We start from the raw sequence: 17,154 nt of genomic DNA, 5'->3' as shown, positions 1-17,154 counted from the left end.
TGCTGCCCGGACTCAGGCCGGGGTGGAGCCGAGAGAGCGCACGAGGCGGCCCATCTCGCTGTACGCCCTGTTGCGGTGGGCGACCAGCGCCTTAACCTCCTCGGGCGTGTAATCGCGCAACAGTCCCTTGCCGTTCTTCACGCCACGGCGGTCCGACGCCACAGCGTCCTGCACGAGTTGTGGCGTCGCCAGACGTTCCCCGAATGCCTCCTCAAACGTGCGAAATCCGCTCGCGTAGACGTCGAGCCCCGCCTGGTCGGCGATGGCGAACGGGCCGAAGAACCCGAGACGGAACCCGAACGTGGTGCGCACGACTGTGTCGATGTCCTCGGGCGAGGCGATGCCCTCCTCGGCGATTGACATCGCCTCCTTGAGCAGCACGTACTGGAGGCGGTTGAGCACGAACCCCGGGACGTCCGCAACGAGCGCCGCCTGCCGACCGGCCGTCGTGAGGAGTTCCTTGACGACCGGCACGATGGCCTCGTCGGTGTGCTCCCCCAGCACCAACTCCACGCCCGGAATGAACGGAGCCGGGTTGGAGAAGTGCACCGTGAGGAACCGCTCGGGGTGCTTGACGACTGTTCCAAGGACTCGGGCCGGGATGGTCGACGTGTTGGAGCCGATGATCGCCTCGGGCCGAGCCGCCGCCGAGATGCGGGAGAGCACCTCGTGCTTCACCTCGACAGACTCGAAGACTGCCTCCTCGACAAAGTCGACGTCTGCGACGGCCTCCTCGATCGAGGACGCCGTGCGCAGGTTCGCTCTGATCTTCTCGGCGGCTCCGACATCGAACAGGCCGGCGTCTTCGAAATCGCGCGCCTCGATGAGTAGGCGTTCGTAGGCTGCGGACGTGGCGTCAGCAGAGACGTCGGCGATCGTGACGGGGAGTCCGGCGAGCGCGAGCGACTGCGCGATGCCGCCGCCCATATAACCGGCGCCGACGACCGCAACGCTCGTGATGGTGGTGACCAATGGTCTTCCTTCCTTGTGGTGATCCGTGATCATGCCCCGGCGCCGACGGCGCGTGGCGCCGCCGTCCGGGCTTCGTCCAGCACCTCGGCGAGAGCGCCGAGGTCGTGCGCGAAGCGGCCGAGGAAGAGTCCGTCGACACTGGCGCCGAGCGCCCCGAGCGTGCCCGGGCCGGCAGCGCCGCCATAGAGCACGCGACCCCGCCAGCCCAGGTCCTGCATACGTTCGCGCACAGCGTGCGCGACGGCGGCGACGTGATCGCCGCCAGCAGGCTGTGGCGCCCCGATGGCCCAGACGGGTTCGTACGCCACAACAACCTCGCCCGCCTCTGTCCCCGCGAGGGCCGCTGCGAGCTGGTCGGAGGCGGCCACCGCGGCCGCGCGTGCGCCGATGCGTTCGACCTCACCCACGCACACAATCGGTGTGAGCGCGTCTGCCTTCAGCCTGGCGACCTTGGCACGCACATCGGCGTCCGTCTCTCGGAACAGGCTGCGCCGCTCGGCGTGCCCAACCGCGGCAAAACGGCAGCCGAGTTCGGCCAGGAGCGCGGCGGTGACAGCGCCGGTCTGAGCGCCGCCGGAGCCAGGAGCCACGTCCTGGGCGCCCCACGCCACGTGTGTTCCGCTGAGCAGCTCCACGGCCGCGGGAAGCAACGGCATGCTGGGCAGCACCGCCAGCTCGACGTCTGCGGGGACGCGACCGGCGTCGGCGAGTGCTCGCACACCGCCCAGCCAGACGCGTGTCTGCGCGGCGCCCAGGTAGGCCTTGAGCGAGACTGCGACGAGGGGCGTGGTCACCCGCACGCCCCGACCGGTTCAGGCAGGATGTCGGCCCCCGCCTCCACCTCGCCGATCGCCGCGACCTTCGGGGCCGAAGGCGAGGCTGGGTCGAACCTGTACCCCAGCCACTCGCGCACCAGGCGGCGCGCCAGCTCAACCCCGACCACGCGCTGACCCATGCACAGCACTTGGGCGTCGTTGGAGAGCACCGCACGCTCGACAGAGAACGAGTCGTGGGCCGTCACGGCGCGGACGCCAGGCACCTTGTTGGCTGCGATCGCGACGCCGAGCCCTGTCCCGCAGATCAGCAGGGCCCTGTCGGCCTCACCGGAGGCCACCATGCGGGCGGCGGCCGCACCGACATACGGATAGTGGGTGTGCTCGTCGCCCCCGACGCCGACGTCGGTCACAGACGCCACCCGATCGTCGGCTCCCAGATCCCTCTTCAGGATCTCCTTGTAGTCGTATCCAGCGTCGTCAGCACCGACAACAATGCGCAGGCCAGCCATCACGCACCCACCTTCGTCTCGTCAGGAACGGTCGCTGCGAGGGTCAAGCCGACCTCCCGCAGGAGAAGGGCCAGAGAAGTCGCTCCGGGATCAGGCGTACCGAGGCTCTTGTCTGCGAGCACACGGGAGCGGCCACGCCTCGCCACGATGTCCGCAGTCCGCCGCGCGCCGTGCTCGGCCGCCCGCACAGCGCTTGCCCACGCGTCTGCCAGGCTCGCACCGGTGCCGACCGCGGCCTCGAGGGCGTCGACCGCCGGGTTCAGAGCATCGACCAGCGTCTTGTCCCCAGGGCGCGCTCCACCGACCTCGGCGACCTGGTCGAGCGCAGCGCGGGCGCCGGCCACGACGTGCGCCACGCCAGCAGTCCGTTCGGGCGGGAGGTGCTCGGCGACGGCAAGCAGTCCGATCCCCCACAGTGCGCCTGACGTGCCACCCGCGCGGTCAGCCCACGCGTCGGCCGCCCGCCTGAGCACCGAGGGGGCGTCTGCGTCGAACCCGACGGCGGTGCGCGCGGCGTCTACCGCGGCATCCACTCCTCGGCACATACCGATCCCGTGATCACCGTCGCCTGCCACTGCGTCGAGCTCGCCAAGTCGCGGCGCGGCCTCGTGCAGCACCGCCTGCGCGCGTTCGATGGCGTGCAGGACCGTCGCGGCCGCGTCACGCGCTTCGGGTGTCCGGGCCAAGGTCAGCACTGGTTCAGGCTCGGCTGCGACCTGCGGAGCCGGCGCCACGGGCGCGGGCCGCCACGACCCGTGATGGAACGCGGGGGTATCGGCGGGTGCGAGCCACAGGGGCTCGAGTTCGTCGTCGAGCCACGTCACCGTCAGCGAGCACCCTGCCATGTCGAGGCTCGTCACATACTCACCGACCAGCGGCGCGATGAGGGTGACGCCGCTCGTGGCGAGGAGGTCCGTCACCTGGTCCCACAGGACAAAGAGCTCCTCGTACTTGACCGTGCCGAGACCGTTCAGCACGGCGGTGGCACGCTCGGCGCCGGCCGGGCGTTCGGCGAGCACGCGTTCGACGAGTTCGTCGGCCAGGTCAGCGGCACTCGGCAGCGGCTCGTCACCGATGCCCGGCTCGCCGTGGATGCCGAGCCCCCAACCGACCGTTGCGTCGGGCAGTGAGAACAGCGGATGGCTGCGCCCAGGAAGCGTGCAACCGTCGAACGCCACGCCGAACGATCGCGTGCGCTCGTTGGCTAGCGCGGCGAGGCGCGAGACCTCCGCCAGGTCGGCGCCAGCCTCGGCGGCCGCGCCCGCGATCTTGAAGACGACGAGGTCGCCGGCCACTCCTCGACGCTCGGTCACCCGCTCCGTGGGCGCGGACGCCACATCGTCGGTCACCGCCTGGACGACGACGTCGATCCCTTGGGCGCGCAATCTGCTCGCGGCCGCGCCAAAGTTCAGCACGTCGCCGGCGTAGTTGCCGAACGCGAGCCAAATGCCGGCGCCGGCGTCGGCCGCGCGGCACACGTCGATCACCTGTCGGGTGGACGGCGAGGCGAAGATCTCCCCACACACCGCGGCGTCGGCGACCCCGTCGCCGACCAGACCGGCGAACGCGGGGTAGTGCCCGCAGCCGCCTCCGACGACGACGGCGACCTTGCCAGGTCGCGTCCCGTCCGCGCGGGCGACACCGCCCGGAACGGATCGCAGACGCCCGGGGTGCGCCTTCACCAGGCCACTAAGGGCCTCCCGCGCAAAGTCCTCGGGTCGATTGTGGACATACGTCATGACCTACACCTTTGTTCAGTCGAATGGGGACGGGCGCGGGCGCCGTCGACGCGGGGCCGTCAGCGGCCAGCGCCGCGCAGCACCTCGCGGATGTAGTCGCGGTTGATCGCCGCGACGCCGAGGCTGTCAGAACCGTAGTGCTCGCAGACGAAGACGCCTTCGAAACCAAAATCGAGCGCTCGGCGGATCACGGCGCGGTAGTTGACTACCCCCTGCACGAGCGGCGTCGGGAACGTGGCGTACGTGCCCGCGATCGGGTCCTCGTCACGCGTGTAGTTCTTGATGTGCCAGAAGTTCGTGTACGGCAGGACCTTCTCGAACATCGTCGGAATGTCCTCGACAGGGCGGTGGAGGCGGACCAAGTTCCCGAGGTCCGGGTTGAGCCCGACGTTCTCCCGGTCGACGTCGGCGAGGAATTGAACAGCCAGGTCAGGGGTGCCGATATACGTGTCCTCGTACATCTCGAGGCTGATCTGCACGCCGACCTGGGCGGCGTGGTCGGCCAACTCGCGGATACGCCGCACCGCCAGGTCGCGCGTCTCGTTGTCGTAGAGATCGTCATGGTGGCCATCGGCGAGCCAGAACCAGAGCGCCCGCTCCTGCGCGGGGGTCAGGGCCTGCATGAACCCGAAGTTCACGACCTCCGCCCCGAGCGCAGGAGCCCGGTCGACGATCGCGTGTCCCCATCGCAAGTAGTCGTCGCCCCGAGCGACGTCGACGACGCTGCGCCGAGTCGTCGAGACCGAAGGAACCGTGAGCCCGACCTCCTTGAGGACGACGAGCAGCTCGGCGAAGCGGGCCTCGGGCAACTCCCCGATCGACAGCCATGCATCTGTGGGGTCGACCTCGGTGAACCCGAGGTCCGCCACCTGCGCGAGCTGGGCGACCCATGACTCTGCCGGGGCCAGCAGATTGGGGGTGCCGTCCGCGGCCCGAGAGCCGAACGACAACATGTTGGCCGCGATGGGCCAGGTCTGAGCGGTGCGCATGTGATCTCCGTCGATCCGAGTTCGTATTTCCTATAGGAAACACCATGTCGGGTCTTCGGTCAAGCGCGTCCCGGTCGTCGGCGAAACCGTTGACAGCGGCAGCAATCCCTATAGGATCCAGGATCTAGGCACTGACGCCCGCGTGCGGCTGACCACCGTCGGCATGAACGCACCGCCACAGGTCACGAAGGAGAGACCGTGAACACCTCGCTCGACCAGGCCGCCCCACCCCGCTCCAGGCCGAGAGTCCGGCTCGTCCCGCGCGGCGCCTCACGGCTGAGTTGGCTGACGCTGCTCAACACATGGATCACGTGGGCGCTCAACGTCGTGACGTTCACGATGCTGTACAACCTCGGCGCGCTGATCATCGAGGAGTTCCACCTCTCGCCCGCGGCATGGGGCTGGCTCATCGCGGGCTACCTCGGCATGCGGGTTGTCTTCGACCTCCCGCTGACGATCCTCAGCGACCGCCTGGGCAACGGTTGGCGGCGTCGCACGGTGTGGTTCCCCGTCATGATCGTCTACTCGATCCTCGCCGCGCTCGTCGCGGTTCCGGGACTGACCGACACCCTGCTGGGCCTCTTTCTCCTCCTAGCCGGAATCGCCCTCGGAACAACCGCGAGTGAGGCGATCGGCGTCGTCGCGACCGTCGAGTGGTGGCCGCGCGAGCACCGGGGCTTTGCGGTCGGACTCCATCACACCGGGTACCCCATTGGCGCGATGCTGGGCGGGTTCTTCACGTCATGGGTCCTGTCGACCTTCGGGGAGGACTCCTGGCGCTACGCCTACCTCATCGGGCTGGCGACGCTGCCGTTCGCAGTCTGGTACTGGTTCCTGTCCCGGAGGCACAACTTCGAGACGGTGACCCGCGAGACCCTCGCTCGGGGCCTGACCCCGTCGGTGGCCGAGACCCACGACAAGGTCACCGTGCGCAGTTGCCTCGAGGTGCTCCGCAATCGGTCCGTGCTCATCGTGGCTGCGTGTGCGCTCCTGTTCCAGGCGATGCAGAACGTGTTCCAGTCGAGCTACCCGCAGTACCTCAAGTTCGTCGGCGGCTACAGTTTCGCGACGGTCGCCTCACTGAGCGTCCTGTGGGGCATCACCGGCGCGTTCTTCCAGTACCTGTGGCCGACGCTCACCGACGCCATCGGGCGCAAGTGGTTCATCCTCTTCGCTGGAGCGATCCAGGCGTTGGTGTTCGTGTTGTTGCCCGTCTCGACGAGCCTGTTCGGGATCGTCGCCGTCCAACTGCTCTACGGGGTCACGCTCAACGCCGTCTTCCCGGTGCTGTTCTCGACGGCGTCGGACATCGGCGGGCGCCGCACCGGGTCCGTTCTCGGCGTCGTGTTCACTGCCCTGTGGCTGGGCGGCGTCGCTGGGTCACTTCTGGCGTCTCAGGTGCTCGAGCGCAACGGCGGATTCGCGAACGCCGGCGCCTACTACATCGTGTACGGCATCATGGTCGGCTTCTCGCTTCTGATCATCGTGCTGCGCGCGTTCGCCCCGGAGACCAACCCTGTTCGCCGTGCCGTGACGGGTCGGGTGGGTGTCCGATGACCGCCGCACTCCTCGACGAGCGCACGAGCAGGATCGCCGCCGCGCTGCGCGCTTCGGGTGCGCGGTTTGCTGTGCTCAGCGGGTACGACTCCGTCTTCTACGCAACCGGACTGCTCGTCCCGCAGGAACTCGGGGTCCCATTCGTGGCTGGTGGGCCGGACATCGCCGTCGTCACCCCCGACGGAGCGACGTGGCTCATCATCCCCCGAATGCGCGCGAGTGCGGCCTACGCCTCGCGCGCCGACCACGTCGTCGAGTATGGCGACGACACTCTCGGAACCGTCACGCCCATCAGTCGGTATGTCCAGGCCGTCCGCACCGTGGTTCAGACCGTGGCGCCGAGCGGAAGAGGCGGCGTCTTGGTCGAGACCGGGTCGCTGACAGGCGCCGTGGCCGACTTGCTGCGCGCCCGTGGCCACACGCTTGTCGACGGCACCGACGCGATCTGGGCGGCGCGGAAGGTCAAGACCGCCGCGGAGATGGAGGCGCTGCGGAACTGTGCCCTGCTGACATCGGCGGCTCAGCGCGAGGCGCGTCGCGCCGCTCGCGCTGGGCGCACTGAGCTCGAGGTGTTCTCCGACCTTCGCGCCGTGTGGGACAGCGCCCTCGGGCACCGGTGCGAGGTGACGGGTGACTTCCTCTCCGGATCTGAGCGCACCGCGGGAATCGTGGGCTGGGCAACCGATCGGGTCCTGAGGGAGAGCGACCCGATCATCACCGATCTGGCTCCCCGCCTGGACGGCTACTGGGGCGACAGCGCCTCCACGTTCGTCCTCGGCGAGGCACAACGCCCGCTGCGTTCGATGCACGCCGCCGTCACGCGCGCACTCGACGCCGGCATCGCGGCGATCCGCCCGGGGATCACAGCGCACGCGCTGGACGAGGTCGTACGCTCGGCGCTCGCCCGAGAGGGCCATTCCTATCCCCACCACACCGGACACAGCGTCGGCGCCGCCAGCCATGAGTTCCCGACGATCGCGCCGGGGGTCGACGTCCCTCTGGAGGAGGGCATGGTCATCCTGCTCGAACCGGGCGCCTATGACCCTGCCGTTGGCGGAGTACGCCTTGAGTGGATGATCTACGTCGGCCCTGACGCCGGCGAGGTGATGAGCGACTTCCCCCTCGAACTGTGACTACGCGCGGGGGCGCGCCGTCGACTCGCGCACCGCGAGCGTGGCCGGCAGCAGCAGGCGCCTCGTCGGCCCCTCGGTGGTCCCGGCGGCGAGCCGGCCCACGAGCAGGTCGACGGCGCGGCGTCCGATCTCGCGCAGGTCGGCGCCGACGCTCGTCAGCGCGGGCGTCACGAGCGGAGCCAGGAACGTGTCGTCGAACCCGAGGACCGACAGATCCTCGGGCACGCGCAGCCCACGCGCGCGCACGGCGCGCACCAGGCCGACCGCGACGACGTCGTTGAAGGTGATCGCCGCGGTGGCGTGCGAGGCGATGACCGAGGCGGCGGCCGCGGCGCCGCCGTCGACGGTGGGGCTGTGGGCGCCGAGCGCGACGACCTCGACGCCGGTCCCGGCGGCCGTGGCGAGCGCGGCACGCCGTTGCGCGTCCGACCAGGACACCGCCGGTCCGCCGACGTATGCGATCCGCCGATGCCCGAGCGCCCGCAGGTGTTCGAGCGCGAGGCTCACACCGCCCGCGTTGTCGACGCCGACGGCCAGCGGGCCCTCCTGGTTGACGACGACGACGGGCTTGCCGCCCGCGGCCGGGCGATCGGCGTCGAGCGCGCGCGGCGAGGCCAGGATGACGCCGTCGGTCTGTGCGGCGAGGCTGCGCAGCAGGTCGACCTCCAGGCGCAGGTCCTCCTCGGAGTCGACGACGAACACCCCGAGCCCGTGGGCGCGCGCGCCCGCGGCGGCTCCCTTGGCGACGGCGGCGAAGTACGGGTTGGCGAGGTCGGGCACCAGCAGGCCGACGGCGCCGGTGCGGCCCGCGCGCAGGCCCGCCGCGGCGCGGTTGGGCTGGTAGCCCAGGTCGTCGGCGATGGCGGTGATGCGGTCGCGGGTCTGCGCGGCCACCTTCTCGGGGGCCGAGAGCGCGCGTGAGACCGTCGAGATGGAGACGCCCGCCACACGGGCGACGTCGCGAACCGTGACCACGTCAAACAGCTCCTCAGCAGGTGAGATCGCGCGAGCCTATCGGCCCCGAGCGGGACGGCGCACTCCCCCGCGCGGGCGCGACGCCGTCCCTGCGGCAGTTTGTCGTCGCGGGGCGGTCAGCGGCCCAGGATGCGGGCGTCGTCGAGCCATGGCGGGGTCTCGTCGTGGACCGGGGTGAGTTGGAGGAGGGTGATCTCGTGGCGGGCGAGGGTGAGGGTGATCTCGGCGCGGCCGGTGGTCGGGTCCAGGGGGAGGGACTGGTGGGTGATGGTGGGCTCGGCCGCGGCGTGCAGGTCGTCGAGCTGGCGTGAGGTCGGGGTGGCGGGGCGGCCCATGTGCTGCCAGGCGGTGAACGCGTTGCCCGACTCGTCGTTGACGCGTGAGCGGTGGGCGTAGGCGGTGGCCGGGACCGTGCCGTCGGGGTGGGCCACGGGCACGGACAGGGACAGGTGGTGGTGGTCGGGCTCGGCGGGGTCGTCGGTGCCGCCCACGGGCTGCCAGGCCAGGATGGCGACGCGGCCGTTGTGGTCGCGGGTGACGAGGTGGTCGTGGCCGCGGGCCAGGATGTCGGGGCCCATGGCGGCCATGAACGCGTACAGGTGGAAGGTGGGCTTCTTGATCTGGCGGTGGGTCAGCAGCCCGAACCCGCCGTGGAAGATCGAGGCGGGCACGCCCTGCTCCTCGAACATGTCCGAGAAGGTCCAGTAGGCGAAGGAGTCGACGAGGTCGCCGCCGCCGACCAGGGTCGGGGCGAGGTAGGCGGCGTTGTAGGCGGTGTCGTGGACCGGGTTGTCGGGCCGATAGCTGGTGTTGAACTCGGTCACGTGCATCGGCAGGCGCTCGAGCGCGGTGCCCGTCAGGAGAGTGCGGGGGCGGGCGAACTGCTCCAGCAGCGTCGAGGGGTGGCGCAGGGTCTGGTACACCCCGAACGGGACGTGCTGGGCCGGGCCGGTCGCGTAGGCGTGGAAGGAGAAGAAGTCGACCGGGGCGCCCGAGGCGGCCACATGCTCGGCGAACGGCAGGTACCAGTCGTCCGACTCCGGGGAGGTGGCCGGGCCCCCCACCCGCAGGTCCGCGTCGACGTCTTTGACCGCGAACGCGGTCTGGTCATACAGGCGGAAGTACTCCGACTTCGAGGCGCCCTGCCAAAACTCCTTCAACGACGGCTCGTTCCACACCTCGATCGGCCAGGTGCGCACCTCGGCCAGCCCGTACCGGTCGATCAGGTGCCGCAGCGTGGCGCGCACCAACGCGCCCCACTCGGCGTAGTCGCGCGGCGGGGTGATGTTCCCCCGCCACCAGAACACCGTCTCATCGCCCGAGGCCAACGCCTGGGGCATGAACCCCAGCTCGAGGAACGGCTTGATCCCGACCTCCAGATACGCGTCCACGATCTGATCCAGATACGTCCACACATAGCGCGTGCCCACATGACCCGCCGCGTCGTACTGACGCACCAACCCCATCCAGTCATGGAAGATCCCATGACCCCGAAGATGGCCAAACCCGATCTCCGCCTGCACCACCGCCAACGAGTCGAGATAGTCGCGACGCAGGCCGAGGACGAACTCGCCGGTCCCGACGACCTTGCGCCAGGCGTCGCTCAGGGCGCCGATCGGCTGAGAGGGAACGATGACGCTGCTCACGGGAGGCGCTCCAGGATTGTCGTGGCTCGGGTGGAACGGGGCGAATGGGGCGAACCGCGCGGGTCTCGCCCCACGACTGCCGCGGGAGCGGGGCCTCCACGCGGCGCCGCCGCCCGCCAGCGAGGCTGACGGGCGGCGGCGTGGGGTCGTTCAGCCCTGCGACCGCTGGTAGGCGGTGTTGTAGAGCTCGGTGAGCTGCGAGCCGCCCAGTCCGTCGATCTGCGCGACGTAGGCGTCCCAGTCGCTCAGCGACTTCTTGCCGGTGATGAACTCGGCCGTCGCGGTGTTGACGGCGTCCTTCACCTGGGTCTCGAGCAGCGACGTCTGCTCGAGCTCGGCCTCGTTGAGGCCGGCCGACGGCTTGACCGGCAGCAGGGTCTTGCGGTCGAGGATCGAGTTGACCCAGTCCTTGGTGTCCTGAGCCATGACCGACTGGACCAGGTCACGCGTCGATCCGTTGGCGAGCATGAACACGCCGTTGGAGTAGCCGAAGTCGGTGTTCAGCAGCTTCGGGTTGTCGCCGGCGTCCGGGTTGATGCCGTTCCAGTCGATGCCGGGCAGCAGCGTGCGGGCGCCGTCGGAGCCCTTCTGGAAGGTCTCGCCCTCGACGCCCCACTGGGCGAACTCGAGGCCCTCGTCACTGAAGTACTGCCAGTCGATGTACTGCAGCAGCGCCTTGAAGTGCGGGTCGTCCTTGGCCTTGGCCGAGATCATGACGCCCGAGGTCAGCTGCGAGCCGCGCAGGTTGTCGCCCTTCGGGCCGGCGGGCAGCGTGAGCAGACGCATCTTGAGGTCGGACTTGCCGGCGTCGGCGAGCTTGGCGCCAATGTCGGTGGAGTACTGCGTGTTGCCGGAGATGGTCGCCGACTGGCCGGTGATGAACTTCTGGATCGCCTGGTCGTCGGTCTGCGTGATCTCCGGGTCGAGCGTCCCGTCGCTCACGAGCCCGGAGACGTAGGTCACCAGGTCCTTGTAGTTGGCCGACGTGCCCGCGACCTCGAACTTCTTGGCGTCCTGGTCGAACGTCATCGCGGCCTGGTCCCAGCCCGCCTCGGTCTTAAAGTTCGGGGCGGTCATCTGCAGGAAGGCGCCGAGCGGGGAGGGCGTCTGGTTCCAGCGGTCGGAGAACGCGTACTTGATCTCCGGGTTCGCGTCCTTGACCTTCTTGAGGTCCTCGGCGAAGTCGTCCCACGTGGCCGGGTCCTCGGTGATGCCCGCCTTCTCCCACATCTCCTCGTTGATGAGGACGGAGTACTGGACGTCCGGCACCTCGCGCAGGCCGGGCAGGATGTAGAGCTTGCCGTCCTCCTGCTTGTGGGTGTCGAGCTCGGCCTGGATGCCCCAGTCCTTGACCTTCTGCTCGAAGTTCGGCATGTACTGCAGGTAGTCCGACACGGGCAGCAGCGCGCCCGAGGCGACGAACTGCGTCTCCTGGCCGGCGTAGGTGACCGGGACGATCTCGGGGAAGTCACCCGAGCCGATGAGCAGCGACTTCTTGTTGTCCCAGTCGGCCAGCGGCACGTCGGTGCGCGTGAAGGTGACGTTGTGGTCGGAGTCCAGGTGCTGGAGGATCGACCAGTCGTCCTTCACCGGGTAGTTCGGGTGGTCGCGGTACATGAGCGAGAAGTCGACCGGCTCGGTCGCCTTGAACGTCGTGCCCGCCGCGAAGTCGTCCATCGCGCCCACGGAGTGGGCGTCGTCGATGGTGGCCTCGGACGTGCCCCCAGTCTCGTTCGGCGACGCGTTGTCGTCGCCGCCCGAGGAGCAGGCAGTCAGGGCGAGGGCGAGCGTGGCGACCGACGCCAGAGCTGCCGAGCCCCTGCGGATCTTTCTCATGGTTCTCCTTCGTTGGAACGTCGTTGTCCGACGTGGGCGGATCGCCCGGGGTGCTTCGTCCGTCAGCCCTTGACCGAGCCGAGCATGACTCCGGAGACGAAGTACTTCTGGATGAACGGGTAGACGCAGATGATCGGGAGCACCGTGAGCAGCATCGTGACGGACTGGATGTTCGCGCCGATCTGCACGGCGTCCTGCATGTCACCCGTGACCTCGGTGCTTCCCGAGGCGGCCGCGATGAGGTTGCGCAGGTACATCATCACGGGGAACAAGCTCTTCTGATCGAGGTACAGGAACGCGCTGAACCACGAGTTCCACTGGGTGACCGCGTAGAAGAGGGTCATCGTCGCGAGGATGGCCTTGGACAGCGGCAGCACGATCCGGAAGAAGACCCCGTAGGTCGACATGCCGTCGAGCGCCGCCGCCTCCTCCAGCTCGGAGGGGAAGCCGTCGAAGAACGACTTCATCACGAGCAGGTTGAACACCGAGATGGCGCCCGGCAGCACGATGGCCCAGAGGGTGTTGCGCATGTGCAGCCACTGCGCGACGAGGATGTAGTTCGGGATCAGGCCGCCGCTGAAGAACATGGTGAAGACGGCGATGCCGATGAACCCGTTGCGCCCGCGCAGGTGCTTGCGGCTGAGCGCGTACGCGAATGTCGTCGTCAGGAGCATGGCGATGACCGTGCCGACGACGGTGTAGACCACGGTGTTCTTGTAGTTGGTCCAGAACATCGCGTCGCTCATGACCGCGTTGAAGGTCGTGAGGTTGAACCCGCGCGGAATCACATTGACCTGGCCGGCCGCGATGTAGCTCTCGGCCGAGAACGCCTTGGCGACGATGTTGAGGAACGGGTACAGCATCAGCACGCAGACGATCGCGAGGATGACGCCGTTGACCACGCGGAAGACGCGGGTGCCGCGGGTGTCCTTGATCTGGGTGAGCGAGGTGCGGACGCGTGCGATGTCCGGGGCGGCGTCGAGGTCGGTCACCACAGCGAGGCTCCCACCAGCTTGCGCGACGTGAAGTTCGCGGAGAGGACGAGGACGAGGCCGATCAGCGACTCGAACAAGCCGATCGCCGTGGCGTAGGAGAACTGACCCGTCTGGATGCCGACGCGGTACAGGTAGGTGTTGAGCACGTCGGCGGTCGAGTAGATGAGCGGGTTCTGCAGCAGCAGGACCTTCTCGAACCCGACGGCCATGAAGGTGCCGATGTTGAGGATCAACAGGACGACGATCGTGGGGCGGATGCCCGGCAGCGTGACGTGCCAGGTCTGCTTCCACCGGTTGGCGCCGTCGATGCGTGCGGCCTCGTAGAGCTGGTCGTCGATCGTGGTCAGCGCGGCGAGGTAGAGGATCGTGCCCCAGCCCACCGTCTGCCATGCCTCCGACAGGATGTAGATGGCCCGGAAGAACTCGGGTCGCTGCATGAACGGGATCGGGTCGGCCCCGAACCAGCCGAGGATCTGGTTGACCGTGCCCTCGACCGAGACGAGCTGGAACACGATGCCGGCCACGATGACGATCGACAGGAAGTGCGGCAGGTAGGAGATGGTCTGGACGGTGCGCTTGAGCTTGCGCGAGCGCAGCTCGTTGAGCATGAGCGCGAGGATGATCGGCAGCGGGAAGCCGATGATCAGCCACAGGCCGCCCAGGATCACGGTGTTCCAGAACACCGTCCAGAACTGCGGGTTGTGGATGAACAGGTCGAAGTACTGGAAGCCGACCCACTCGTCGCCGATGGGGCTCCCGCCCGGCCGGTAGCGCCGGAACGCGATGATGTTGCCGAACATCGGCACGTACCGGAAGACGACGAGGAAGAGGATCGGCAGCACGACGAACGTGTAGATCCGCCAGTCCTTGCGCAGGGCCACGCCCCACGAGTCCTTGCGGTGGAGCTTTTGCTCCACCCGGTGGTCGATCGGCCAGCCTCCGGCGGGCGCGAGGCTGGACCCCGACCCCACCGTCGACGGCACGAGGTCGACCACCTCGTTCTGACGCGCCACTTCGCACTCCAGCCCTGGTCACGGCGACGTGACCCTGTAGAACTCCGAAAGTTGCGAGGAACTTTCCGATTGCTTGCGAGTCAGGACGATAGGCGCGCGGCCGAACACGCGTCAACAGGTGGCGCAGTTTGGCCGGTCACGGCGTGATAACGATTGCAAAGCGGGGTGTCATGACCCTCTCCGCCCAGGGTCCGGGAGCCCAGGTGTAGGGTCGCGGTCAGAAACTTGCGAAGACCCGCCAACCCGGCAGGAAAGGGACGATGTCGTCACCCAGCGCAGAGCAGACCGAGCACGCCTCGGGACGCGCCGCCCCCACGATCGCTCAGATCGCCCAGGAGGTCGGCGTCTCCGTCCCGACCGTCTCCAAGGTGCTCAACGGCCGCGCCGACGTCGCCGCCACCACCCGCTCCCGGGTCGAGGCCGCGCTGGAGCGACACCACTACCAGCGTCGCAAGGCCGCGCCTCCCCCCGAGGGCAGCGGCCTGGTCGACCTCGTCTTCCACCGGCTCGGCTCCGCCTGGTCGATGGAGATCATCCGCGGGGTCGAGGACGCCGCCGCCGCGCACCACATGAGCGTCATCCTGTCCGAGCTCGGCGGCCAGCACCGCCCACCCCAGGCCTGGCTCGACGCCACCCTCCTGCGCCCGCCGGTCGGCGTGCTCATGGTCGCCTCACGCCTGGCGCCCGCCCAGCAGCGCGTGCTCGCACGCCGCTCGATCCCGTTCGTCGTCATCGACACCGACGGCGAGCCGCCCAAGGACGTGCCGACGGTCGGATCCGACAACTGGAACGGCGGCCTGGCGGCCACGCGCCACCTGCTCGCCCTCGGACACCGCCGCATCGCCGCGGTGAGCGGCCCCACCGACATGCTGTGCTCGCGCGCCCGCCTCGACGGGTTCCGCAGCGCGCACGCCGAGGCCGGCGTCGCCGTCGACGACTCGCTCATCCTGCCCGGCAACTTCTACGTCGAGACGGGCTACCGCGCCGGGCGCGAGTTGCTGTCGCGCCCCGACCGCCCGACGGCGGTGTTCGCCGGGTCCGACATGCAGGCCCTGGGCGTGCTGCGCGCCGCCCACGAGCTCGGCCTGAGCGTGCCGCGCGACGTGTCGGTCGTGGGCTACGACGACCTGTCCCTCGCCGAGTGGGCCACCCCGGCGCTCACGACCGTGCGCCAGCCCCTGATGGAGATGGGCGCGCTGGCCACGCGCATGCTGATCGACCTGGTCGAGGAGCGCAGCCCGCAGTCCCTGCGCATCAACCTCACCACCGAGCTCGTGGTCCGCGAGTCGACCGCGCCACCCGCGTAGGGGCGCGACCCGCATACCAGTTGGTAAAGGATTGGTTCGCTGCGCGCCACGGGAGGCTACCGGGAACGGTCAACGATCATTCACGTCCCGTACCTTGGGGGCCATGAAGAACCGCATCTATCCCCGCATCGGCGCCGCCGTGCTTGCGGGCCTCGTCGCGGTCGTACCCGTTGTCGGTGCGGTCGCCACGGCCCAGCCGGCAGCCGCAGTCCAGTCGACCGTGTTCCTCGACGAGCACGGCAACGAGGTCGATCCCGTCGTGCCCGAGGGCACGCGCTCGCCCTACATCCAGCCCTTGTCCGAGGACGTCCTGACGGTCGAGGGCGAGACGAGCGACCCGGGTCTCCCGGACGCGCCCGCCGACATGGCGCGCTCCGACGAGATGCCGACCACCGCCGACATCGAGCCCATCTCCGAGGTCGACTCGGGCATCAACCCGATCTCCGAGGACGTCGAGATCGCCCAGATCAACGCCGGCCCCGACCTCGGCCCGGTGCTCATGATCGGCGTCGCCCTGTCCTCGCTCGCGAGCATCACGGTCGTCGCCTACCTGCTCTTCCGCCGCCGCCCGCTCAAGCAGCGCTGACGCGTCGGCACACCAAGACTCCCCGTCGGCCCGGCCGACGGGGAGTCTTGTCGTTGTCGGACGGATTGCGCGACGGTCTGCGCGCGGGCGGGCGAGGATGGACGCATGACCACGTGCAACCCCCAGTCGATCCTGTTCATCGGCGGCAGCGGCGTCATCAGCCACGCCAGCGTCGCCCGCGCCGTCGAGCGCGGCCACCGCGTGACGGTGCTCAACCGCGGCCGCTCGTCCCAGCGCCCCCTGCCCGACGGCATCGAGACGCTCGTCGCCGACGCGACCGACCACGACGCCGTCGACGCCGCCCTGGCCGGCCGCGAGTTCGACGTCGTCGCGCAGTTCCGCGCCTTCACCCCCGACCATGTCGCGCGCGACGTCGCGCGCTTTACGGGACGCACCGGCCAGTACGTGTTCATCTCCAGCGCCTCGGCCTACCAGAAGCCGCCCGCGCGCATGCCGGTCACGGAGTCGACGCCGCTGGTCAACCCGTTCTGGCAGTACTCGCGCGACAAGATCGCGGGCGAGGACGTGCTGGTGCGCGCGCTGCGCGAGCACGGCTTCCCCGCCACGATCGTGCGCCCCTCGCACACCTACGACCGCACGCTCATCCCCACCACGGGCGCCTGGACCGACGTCGCCCGGATGCGCGCCGGCAAGCCCGTCGTCGTGCACGGCGACGGCACGACGCAGTGGACGCTGACGCACACGCGGGACTTCGCCGTCGGGTTCGTGGGGCTGCTCGGCAACCCGCTCGCAGTCGGCGACACCTTCCAGATCATGGGCACGCACGCCCCGACGTGGAACCAGATCTACACGTGGCTGGCCGCGGCCGCCGGGGTGCGCGAGCCCGAGCTCGTGCACGTCGCGAGCGAGACGATCGCGCGCGTGCTGCCCGAGGACGCCGCGGGGCTGCTGGGCGACAAGGCGCACTCGATGGTGTTCGACTGCGCGAAGGTGCGTGCGCTCGTGCCCGAGTTCGCCACCACGATCACCTACGACGAGGCCGCGTTCGAGCAGGTCGCGTGGTACGACGCGCACCCGCAGGCGCAGCAGGTCGATGCCGCGCAGGACGCCGCGTTCGACCGCCTGGTGGCGCACGCCCGGTCCTTGTGACGCGGGGTGCG

Annotated in this window: 15 protein-coding genes; 5 read left to right on the top strand and 10 right to left on the bottom strand. The window is 69.3% G+C overall.

Going from position 1 to position 17,154, the window contains the following annotated elements; genetic code table 11:
* Positions 1-12 precede the first annotated feature (12 nt).
* From EV386_RS16640 to EV386_RS16620, 5 genes are read right to left on the bottom strand one after another with little or no spacing between them, the layout of a single operon-like run.
* The gene (locus EV386_RS16640; RefSeq protein WP_130416404.1) at positions 13-1,005 is read right to left on the bottom strand and encodes a 3-hydroxyacyl-CoA dehydrogenase family protein; all 993 of its coding nucleotides are present in this window, start codon (positions 1,003-1,005) and stop codon (positions 13-15) included.
* The gene (locus tag EV386_RS16635; protein ID WP_130416403.1) at positions 1,002-1,766 is read right to left on the bottom strand and encodes a triose-phosphate isomerase family protein; all 765 of its coding nucleotides are present in this window, start codon (positions 1,764-1,766) and stop codon (positions 1,002-1,004) included. The genes EV386_RS16640 and EV386_RS16635 overlap by 4 nt, the downstream gene beginning before the upstream one ends.
* Positions 1,763-2,257: a ribose-5-phosphate isomerase gene (locus EV386_RS16630; RefSeq protein WP_130416402.1), complete on the bottom strand. Its 495-nt coding sequence runs from the start codon at positions 2,255-2,257 to the stop codon at positions 1,763-1,765. The genes EV386_RS16635 and EV386_RS16630 overlap by 4 nt, the downstream gene beginning before the upstream one ends.
* The gene (locus EV386_RS16625; protein WP_130416401.1) at positions 2,257-3,996 is read right to left on the bottom strand and encodes a dihydroxyacetone kinase family protein; all 1,740 of its coding nucleotides are present in this window, start codon (positions 3,994-3,996) and stop codon (positions 2,257-2,259) included. The genes EV386_RS16630 and EV386_RS16625 overlap by 1 nt, the downstream gene beginning before the upstream one ends.
* Positions 3,997-4,055: 59 nt before the next feature.
* On the bottom strand, positions 4,056-4,985 hold the full coding sequence (locus EV386_RS16620; RefSeq protein WP_130416400.1) for a sugar phosphate isomerase/epimerase family protein: 930 nt from the start codon (positions 4,983-4,985) through the stop codon (positions 4,056-4,058).
* Positions 4,986-5,183: 198 nt separating this feature from the next.
* Here EV386_RS16620 and EV386_RS16615 point away from each other — a divergent pair, with 198 nt between their 5' ends.
* On the top strand, positions 5,184-6,542 hold the full coding sequence (locus EV386_RS16615) for an MFS transporter (protein WP_130416399.1): 1,359 nt from the start codon (positions 5,184-5,186) through the stop codon (positions 6,540-6,542).
* Positions 6,539-7,675, top strand: coding sequence for a M24 family metallopeptidase (locus tag EV386_RS16610; protein WP_130416398.1), 1,137 nt, complete (start codon positions 6,539-6,541; stop codon positions 7,673-7,675). The genes EV386_RS16615 and EV386_RS16610 overlap by 4 nt, the downstream gene beginning before the upstream one ends.
* On the opposite strand, the gene EV386_RS16605 is transcribed toward EV386_RS16610, so the two are convergent.
* The 5 genes from EV386_RS16605 to EV386_RS16585 form a co-directional block, all read right to left on the bottom strand.
* Positions 7,676-8,650, bottom strand: coding sequence for a LacI family DNA-binding transcriptional regulator (locus EV386_RS16605; protein ID WP_130416397.1), 975 nt, complete (start codon positions 8,648-8,650; stop codon positions 7,676-7,678).
* 116 nt (positions 8,651-8,766) lie between these two features.
* A complete protein-coding gene (locus EV386_RS16600; protein ID WP_130416396.1) occupies positions 8,767-10,296 on the bottom strand; it encodes a GH39 family glycosyl hydrolase in 1,530 nt (509 codons plus the stop codon).
* A gap of 150 nt (positions 10,297-10,446) precedes the next feature.
* Positions 10,447-12,132, bottom strand: coding sequence for an ABC transporter substrate-binding protein (locus EV386_RS16595; protein ID WP_130416395.1), 1,686 nt, complete (start codon positions 12,130-12,132; stop codon positions 10,447-10,449).
* Positions 12,133-12,194: 62 nt separating this feature from the next.
* Positions 12,195-13,127 (bottom strand): carbohydrate ABC transporter permease, encoded by a 933-nt coding sequence (locus EV386_RS16590; protein ID WP_423218984.1) that lies wholly within the window; start codon positions 13,125-13,127, stop codon positions 12,195-12,197.
* Entirely contained in the window at positions 13,121-14,140 is a 1,020-nt protein-coding gene (locus EV386_RS16585) for an ABC transporter permease (RefSeq protein WP_165399980.1), read from the bottom strand. The genes EV386_RS16590 and EV386_RS16585 overlap by 7 nt, the downstream gene beginning before the upstream one ends.
* Positions 14,141-14,400: 260 nt before the next feature.
* Here EV386_RS16585 and EV386_RS16580 point away from each other — a divergent pair, with 260 nt between their 5' ends.
* From EV386_RS16580 to EV386_RS16570, 3 genes are all read left to right on the top strand, one after another.
* Positions 14,401-15,447 (top strand): LacI family DNA-binding transcriptional regulator, encoded by a 1,047-nt coding sequence (locus tag EV386_RS16580; RefSeq protein WP_130416393.1) that lies wholly within the window; start codon positions 14,401-14,403, stop codon positions 15,445-15,447.
* 103 nt (positions 15,448-15,550) lie between these two features.
* The gene (locus EV386_RS16575; protein ID WP_130416392.1) at positions 15,551-16,033 is read left to right on the top strand and encodes a hypothetical protein; all 483 of its coding nucleotides are present in this window, start codon (positions 15,551-15,553) and stop codon (positions 16,031-16,033) included.
* A 105-nt stretch (positions 16,034-16,138) separates the two neighbouring features.
* Positions 16,139-17,143: an NAD-dependent epimerase/dehydratase family protein gene (locus tag EV386_RS16570; RefSeq protein WP_130416391.1), complete on the top strand. Its 1,005-nt coding sequence runs from the start codon at positions 16,139-16,141 to the stop codon at positions 17,141-17,143.
* The last annotated feature ends 11 nt before the right edge of the window (positions 17,144-17,154 follow it).

This window comes from Xylanimonas ulmi (genome assembly GCF_004216535.1).
Lineage (GTDB): Bacteria > Actinomycetota > Actinomycetes > Actinomycetales > Cellulomonadaceae > Xylanimonas > Xylanimonas ulmi.
This window is presented reverse-complemented; position numbering and strand designations above follow the sequence as displayed.